The following is a 520-nucleotide window of genomic DNA, read 5'->3' as shown; positions in this document are numbered from 1 at the left end:
GAGGATGGTCCCCCCATATTCAGACAGGATACCACGTGTCCCGCCCTACTCTTCGAGTTCACAGCCTGTGCATTTTGGTGTACGGGACTATCACCCTGTACCGTCGGACTTTCCAGACCGTTCCACTAACACACAAGCTGATTCAGACTCTGGGCTGCTCCCCGTTCGCTCGCCGCTACTGGGGGAATCTCGGTTGATTTCTTTTCCTCGGGGTACTTAGATGTTTCAGTTCCCCCGGTTCGCCTCGTTAACCTATGTATTCAGTTAACGATAGTGCAACGAATTGCACTGGGTTTCCCCATTCGGACATCGCCGGCTGTAACGGTTCATATCACCTTACCGACGCTTTTCGCAGATTAGCACGTCCTTCATCGCCTCTGACTGCCAGGGCATCCACCGTGTACGCTTAGTCGCTTAACCTCACAACCCGAAGATGTTTCACTTCTGATTGCGAAAATTTGAGAGACTCGAACACACATTGACTGTGTGTCGTTTCAATTTTCAGCTTGATCCAGATTTT

The 520-nt window shown here is 50.6% G+C and carries 1 rRNA gene; it reads right to left on the bottom strand.

Features of this window, described 5'->3' with window-relative positions:
- Positions 1-420 (bottom strand): 23S ribosomal RNA (locus HGP28_RS19075); the annotation flags it as partial.
- Positions 421-520 lie beyond the last annotated feature (100 nt).

Origin of the sequence: Vibrio agarilyticus, assembly GCF_012641465.1 — a bacterium.
Lineage (GTDB): Bacteria > Pseudomonadota > Gammaproteobacteria > Enterobacterales > Vibrionaceae > Vibrio > Vibrio agarilyticus.
The sequence above is the reverse complement of the archived record's forward strand: the minus strand, read 5'-3'. Positions and strand labels throughout refer to the sequence as shown.